Raw genomic sequence first — 6683 nt, 5'->3', positions numbered from 1 at the left:
GGCACCTGAAACGGGCAAGCGGATCGCGGTGGTCGGTGCGGGGCCGGCCGGGCTCGCCTGTGCCCATCACCTGGCGAGGCTCGGTCACGAGGTCGTGATCTTCGAGCGGCGGCCGAAAGGTGGCGGGCTCAACGAATACGGTATCGCCACCTACAAGATGACCAACGACTTCGCCCAGCGGGAGCTGGACTTCCTCCTGTCGCTGGGCGGCGTCGAGCTGCGCTGCGGCGTGACGCTGGGCGTGGACCTGCACCTGGCCGACCTCATAGCCGAGTTCGACGCGGTGTTCCTGGGCATCGGGCTTGGCGGCAGCAACGCGCTGCGGATCGAGGGCGAGGAGCTTCTCGGCGTGGAGAACGCGGTGGCGTTCATCGAGGCGCTGCGCCAGGCACCGGACAAGGGCGAGCTGCCGATCGGCCGGGACGTGGTGGTGATCGGCGGCGGCAACACGGCGATCGACATGGCGATCCAGGCGCGGCGCCTGGGTGCTGTGAACGTCACGATCGCGTACCGGCGCGGCCCGGCGCAGATGGGGGCCACCGGCTACGAGCAGGAACTGGCCCAGACCAACGGGGTGACCATCCGCACCTGGGTGGCTCCGGTGCGGATCCTGGGCACGGACGGTGCGGTCAGCGGGATCGAGCTGGAGCACACGAAGATGGGCGAAGGCGGCGTGCTGGCCGGCACGGGCGAGCGCTTCACGCTGCCGGCGGACCAGGTGTTCAAGGCGGTGGGCCAGCACCTGGTGCCGGCCGCACTGAACGGCAGTGCCATGCGGCTGGAACTCGCGGGCGGCAAGGTCGTGGTGGATGCCGAACGGCGCACCACCCTGCCCAAGGTCTGGGCCGGCGGCGATGCGATCGGGCTGGACCAGGACCTCACCGTGGTCGCGGTCGAGGACGGCAAGCAGGCCGCCCGCTCGATCCACCATGCCCTGTCGGCCGGGCCCGGCCTGAGCGGTAACTGAAGGAGCGACGTCATGGCCGATCTGCGCTGCACCATCGCCGGCGTGAAGTCGCCGAACCCGTTCTGGCTGGCCTCGGCCCCGCCGACGGACAAGGAATACAACGTCGTCCGGGCGCTGAAGGCCGGCTGGGGCGGCGTGGTCTGGAAGACGCTGGGCGAGGACCCGCCGGTCGTGAACGTGTCGTCGCGCTATGGGGCGGTGACCTATCGCGGCCAGCGCATGGCCGGGTTCAACAATATCGAGCTGATCACCGACCGGCCGCTGCAGGTGAACCTGCAGGAGATCAAGCGGGTCAAGCAGGACTTCCCCGACCGGGCGATTCTGGTCTCGCTGATGGTGCCCTGCACGGAGGAGGCCTGGAAGGGCATCCTGCCGCTGGTCGAGGCGACCGGGGCGGACGGGGTCGAGCTGAACTTCGGCTGCCCGCACGGCATGTCCGAGCGCGGCATGGGCTCGGCGGTGGGCCAGGTGCCCGAGTACATCGAGATGGTGACGCGCTGGTGCAAGCAGACGACCCGGATGCCGGTGTTCGTCAAGCTCACGCCCAACGTCACCAACATCCTGGCCCCGGCCCGGGCGGCGGTGAAGGGTGGGGCCGATGCGGTCAGCCTGATCAACACGGTCAACTCGATCACCGCGGTCGACCTGGACCGGATGGCGCCGGAGCCGGTGGTGGGCGGCAAGGGCGCCCATGGCGGCTATTGCGGCCCGGCGGTGAAGCCGATCGCGCTCGGCATGGTGGCCGAGATCGACCGGGACCGGGAGTGCGGCGAGATCCCGATCAGCGGGATCGGCGGGATCGAGACCTGGCGGGATGCGGCGGAGTTCATTTCGCTGGGCTGCGGCTCGGTGCAGGTCTGCACCGCGGCCATGCATTACGGCTTCAAGATCGTGGAGGACATGGCGTCCGGCCTGTCCAACTGGATGGACAGCAAGGGCTACCGGACGGTCGACGAGTTCATGGGCCTGGCGACCCGCAACTACCGCAACTGGGGCGATCTCGACCTCAACTACAAGATCGTCGCCAACATCAACCAGGACCTGTGCATCAAGTGCGGGCTCTGCCACATCGCCTGCGAGGACACCTCGCACCAGTCGATCTTCGCGCTGCGCGAGCAGGGCAAGCGCAAGTACGTGGTCAACGAGGCCGAGTGCGTGGGCTGCAATTTGTGCATGCATGTCTGCCCGGTGGACGACTGCATCACCATGCAGGAGCGCGACACCGGCCGGCCGTACCTGAACTGGAGCATGCACCCGAACAATCCGGCGCGGCTGAAGGCGGCCGAGTGAGCCTCCCATGTTCCTGATCGGCCAGTACGATTCGCCGTTCGTGCGGCGCGTGGCGATCGCCATGCGCCTCTACGGCCTGCCGTTCGAGCAGCGGCCCTGGTCGGTGTTCGGCGACGCGGAGAAGATCGCGCCCTACAACCCGCTGATCCGGGTGCCGACCCTGGTGCTGGACGACGGCGAGGTGCTGATCGAGAGCGCGGCGATCCTGGATTACCTGGACGGGCTGGTGCCGCCGGACAACGCCATGATCGCCCGTGCCGGCGATGCGCGCCGCCATACGCTCAAGACCTGCGCCCTGGCGATGGGCCTAGCCGACAAGGCGGTGAGCCTGTTCTACGAAGGTGCCCTGCACCGGGAGAAGTCGACGGTCTGGGTCGAGCGCTGCACCCGGCAGATCGCCGCGGTGCTGGACGTGCTGGAAGCCGAGCGCGCCCCTCGGCCCGGTCCCTGGTGGTCAGGCGAGCGGATCGGCCATGTCGACATCGCGGTCGCGGTGGCGCTGCGCTTTCTGAAGGACGCCCATCCCGGTCGGTTCGAGCACGAGCGCTGGCCGGCTTTGGCGGCACACTCGGACCAGTGTGAGGCGCTGCCGGTGTTCCAGGAGATCGCGCAGGCGTTCTCACCGCCGGCGTGAGTGTCCGGTAGTTGCCCGATGCGATAGCGGCTGGCTTGTTTCCAGCACCTGCTGCTCCTTGAGCTTTTACTTGCAGTAGCTTCCAGCCTGCAGGCTGTTAGAGATCATCCAATAATTTCCAAGCTGATCAACCAGCCTTCTACAGGAATCGATAGAAGGGTCACGCCTGGCACGCCACGCATTGAAGAGGTGGTGGCCCCGGCCACGTCAGTAGCTTGGCCTGATCTGCCGCACTGCCAGGTTGCATCAAGGCAGACCCAGACTTATGCTGCCCAAGCAAAGCTTGCGGGCGAAGCATCAAGGTCGAGTGCCTGACATGCGCCACAACGGCATGACTGCGTGTCAGCAACTCCTGGAAGTTTGCTTTATTCTGTCCTGCTGACATCCTCTTTTCATTTCAAATCTGACGTCCGCCTGACGATCAAGATCGGAAAGCAACAAGATCAGGGAGAATGGCGATGTGCTCCCTTTCCTCCTGCCGTGCTGTCCTCGCCATGATTGGCCTCGTCCTGGCCGTGGCGGGTATGGCTGGTGTGGCCCAAGCCGATCCTGGGCTGATGGTCGGCTTGGCAGGGCGGGTGGAGAGCGCTGGTGAGGGTTTGAAAGGCTATCGGGTGAGCCTTTACCGGACGCGCGTAGCTGCCCATGGGTGGCCGGCCTGGAGGTATGGGAGCCCGGGCGGTTCGCTGCTGGCCAGCACGGTCACCGATCCGTCCGGCCGGTTCGCGCTCCGCTACCGGCGGCCGGGCTCGCCCGGCACGGTGCTCTATCTGGTTGCGAGGCGCGGGCCGGTGGCGCTGGCGACCGTGCTGGGCAGTATTCCCTCGGGACAGGTCACCGATGCGCCGCTGCCAAAGCGCGTGGTGGTGAACGAGCGGACGACGGTGGCGATGGGCTTTGCCCTGGCACAGTTCCTCAAGGGGCGGCGGCTGGAAGGCAATGCGGTGGGCCTGCGCAATGGCGCCGCCATGGTCGGCAACTTGGTGGACGTGACCACCGGCCGGGTCGGGGAAGTGCTCGGGACACCGCCCAACGGGGCCGAGACCTCGACGCTTGCCACGTTCAACAGCCAGGCCAACCTGGTCGCCAGCTGCGTGAGGTCCCGGCCGCTCTGCTTTGCGCTCCTGAACGTCGCGCGGGACGGGTGGGGCCGCCTGCCCCGGGACACGCTCCAGGCGGTGGCGAGCATCGCGCGCAACCCGTGGCGGGCGGTGGGCCCGATCTACCGGCTGGCCACGCTCCGGCCGCCGGCCTATCGGCCAGCGCTGCGCCGCCCACCGGATGCCTGGACGATCGCGCTCAAGTTCCGGGGCGATGGTGAGATGAATGGCCCCGGCAACTTCGCGATCGACGCGGAGGGCAATGGATGGGTCACGGTCAACTACCAGCCGGGCGACCGGGACGAGAATGTCTGCGCCGGCAAGACCCTGTACCGCTTCACGCCGACGGGGCAGCTCTATCCGGGATCGCCCTATAGCGGCGGCGGGCTCGATGGTGCGGGGTTCGGCATCGGGTTCGACCCGGCGGGCCGGGTCTGGGTCGGCAATTTCGGCTTCGAGGCGCCGGCCTGCACCGGTACGGACGAGGCGGCCACGCATGACAGCGTGTCCCTGTTCGACGCCGACGGGATGGCGCTCTCACCCGGGGCGGGCTTCACCGCGGGCGGCATTTCCTGGCCGCAGGGCACCGTGTCCGACCGTTCCGGCAATATCTGGATCGCGAACTGCGGCAATGACAGCGTGACCCTGCTGCCAGGGGGCGATCCTGGCCGGGCGCGCAATATCGGCCGGGACCGGCTCGGGCTGGTCAAGCCGTTCGACGTGGCGATCGACGGGCATGGCCGGGCCTGGGTTACCGGCAATGGCAGCGATTCGGTAGCGGTGATCGACCGGGGGCGGATCCGGACGATCAGCGGCCCGTTCGACCAGCCGCTCGGCATCGCCGCCGACAGTCGCGGCAACATGTGGGTGGCCAGTTCCAACCTCATCGACGTGCCCTGCCCGGATGGCGCCCGGCCGACTGATCCGGGGGCGGCGGGCTCGATCAGCCTGATCCGCACGGATGGCAGCGTGGCGCCGGGCAGCCCGTTCACCGGCGGCGGCCTGTCGATCCCCTGGGGGGTCGCGGTGGACGGCAACGACAATGTCTGGATCGCCAATTTCGGCAGCCGGCTGGGGGTGGGCGACACACCGCTGGTGCGGCTCAGCCAGTTCTGCGGCACCGACGTCCGGCGCTGCCCGCCGGGCTGGCGCACCGGCCAGCCCATCTCGCCGTCGTCCGGCTACACCAGCGACGGGCTCACCCGCATGACCGGCTTGGCCGTCGATCCATCGGGCAATGTCTGGGTGGTCAACAACTGGAAGCTCGTGCCGCCGCCGAACAATCCGGGCGGCGATGCGGTCATGATCTTCCTCGGCCTGGCCGGGCCGGTGCGCACACCGCTGATCGGCCTGCCGCAGCGGCCGAACGGCTGACCGCCAGCTCCTGCCGGCAGGTCAGGCGGCGCCGCGCTTGCGCTCCTGGACCCGTGCCAAGGCCTGCATCCGCCGCAGGGAGTCCTCGCCCAGGCCAAGCGTCAGGTCCGTCCAGAGGCGGACCACGTCCAGCATTTCATCCAGGCCCAGCCCTTCCGCGCGGCGGCGGGCCTGATGCAAGGCGACCTCGCCCGGCAGGCGGGCGCGATGGGTGTCGATGTAGCGGAGCAGGGTGGACCTGGCGGTGCCGGGCTCGGCGATCAGCGAGACGGCACCCGCCTGCTCCGCCTCCTCGGCGGTCCAGCTCTGGCCGGACAGGATCAGGCGGGTGGCCGCGGCACTGCCGAGCTTGCGGATCATGATCGAGGTGGCGCCCATGCCGGGGAACATGTTGAACAGGATCTCGGGCAGGCCGAACTTCGCACCGCGCTCGGCCACCACCAGGTCGTCGGTCAGGATCGCCTCGAAGCCGCCGCCCAGCGCGTCGCCCTCGACCAGGGCAGCGGTCATGATCGGCAGGTCGAGCGAGCGGTAGTTGTCGTGGAGGATCGCCACGGCCTGCTCGGCATAAGCCAGCAGGCCCGCCCGGTCGCCTTCGCGGATGAAGCGGCAGAAGGTCGAGAGGTCGCCGCCCAGGCTCCAGGCGCGCGGCGCGTCCGAGGCCCAGACCAGCCACTGGAAGGGCAGGTCGCGCGGGTCGCGGATCCCGCCGAACAGCTCCTTCAGGCGGAGCTGGACCCGGCGCATGTCGCGCATCAGCTCCGGCGTGAAGCAGGCGCGCTCGGGGTGGCGCATCCGCAGCCAGAGGATGCCCCAGCTCGGGTCGTAGTCGATCTCGAGCTCCCGGATGTCCTCGGCGACCGCTTCCTGCCAGGTCTGGACATGCACCGTTCCGGAGAAGCTGCCGATCGACATGGGCCAATCCTCTTGCGACTGGGGCGTGGTCATTTACCTGATGTAAACCATTCATCTCGTCCATATGGTTCATGATGCGTTAACTATACTTGACGGATCTGAGCGCATCATGGTGTTGGCTGCCGACTTCCAACGTAATCCTATCATGGTTACCGGCGTTGCGATTCTTCGAGGGCGGGCATCGACAAGGTCACGTCTACCGGCTCGACCGAGGTCGGCAAGCGGATCGTCAAGGCAGCGGCCGGCAAGCCGAAGCGGGTCAGCCTGGAAGTCGGCGGCAAGTCCCCGCGTTTGATCTTCCCGAACGCCCGGCTCGACCACACCATCGTCGGCACGGCGAGATGTTCGCCGGAAGGCTTCGTCCGTCGCGGGGCCTTCAGGCCAGGCTGGCGCGGGCCTTGTC

General features: G+C 68.2%; 6 protein-coding genes. 5 read left to right on the top strand and 1 reads right to left on the bottom strand.

Annotated features, from left to right (window positions below):
* From VNS22_RS18950 to VNS22_RS18935, 4 genes are all read left to right on the top strand, one after another.
* Nucleotides 1–967, top strand: a 967-nt coding sequence (locus VNS22_RS18950) for an FAD-dependent oxidoreductase (RefSeq protein ID WP_325735178.1), incomplete at its 5' end; no start/stop codon positions are given.
* A gap of 12 nt (nucleotides 968–979) precedes the next feature.
* Entirely contained in the window at nucleotides 980–2257 is a 1278-nt protein-coding gene (preA, locus tag VNS22_RS18945; RefSeq protein WP_325735177.1) for an NAD-dependent dihydropyrimidine dehydrogenase subunit PreA, read from the top strand.
* 7 nt (nucleotides 2258–2264) lie between these two features.
* Nucleotides 2265–2891 (top strand): glutathione S-transferase family protein, encoded by a 627-nt coding sequence (locus tag VNS22_RS18940; protein ID WP_325735175.1) that lies wholly within the window; start codon nucleotides 2265–2267, stop codon nucleotides 2889–2891.
* A 614-nt stretch (nucleotides 2892–3505) separates the two neighbouring features.
* Nucleotides 3506–5365 carry a hypothetical protein gene (locus tag VNS22_RS18935; protein WP_325735173.1) on the top strand — a complete coding sequence of 620 codons (1860 nt, stop codon included), beginning with the start codon at nucleotides 3506–3508 and terminating at the stop codon, nucleotides 5363–5365.
* 21 nt (nucleotides 5366–5386) lie between these two features.
* On the opposite strand, the gene VNS22_RS18930 is transcribed toward VNS22_RS18935, so the two are convergent.
* Nucleotides 5387–6280 (bottom strand): crotonase/enoyl-CoA hydratase family protein, encoded by an 894-nt coding sequence (locus VNS22_RS18930; RefSeq protein WP_325735170.1) that lies wholly within the window; start codon nucleotides 6278–6280, stop codon nucleotides 5387–5389.
* Between the two features lie 180 nt (nucleotides 6281–6460).
* Here VNS22_RS18930 and VNS22_RS28620 point away from each other — a divergent pair.
* A partial coding sequence (locus VNS22_RS28620; protein ID WP_414653385.1) for an aldehyde dehydrogenase family protein occupies nucleotides 6461–6683 on the top strand: 223 nt, incomplete at its 3' end.

The organism is Geminicoccus sp. (assembly GCF_035556675.1).
Taxonomy (GTDB): Bacteria; Pseudomonadota; Alphaproteobacteria; order Geminicoccales; family Geminicoccaceae; genus Geminicoccus.
Note: the sequence above shows the minus strand (reverse complement) of the source record. Positions and strands in the feature narration are given on the sequence as shown.

Coding starts and splice junctions, on each gene's coding strand:
- preA (WP_325735177.1), top strand. CDS start 980: ATGGCCGATCTGCGCTGCACCATCGCCGGCGTGAAGTCGCCGAACCCG.
- VNS22_RS18940 (WP_325735175.1), top strand. CDS start 2,265: ATGTTCCTGATCGGCCAGTACGATTCGCCGTTCGTGCGGCGCGTGGCG.
- VNS22_RS18930 (WP_325735170.1), bottom strand. CDS start 6,280: ATGTCGATCGGCAGCTTCTCCGGAACGGTGCATGTCCAGACCTGGCAG.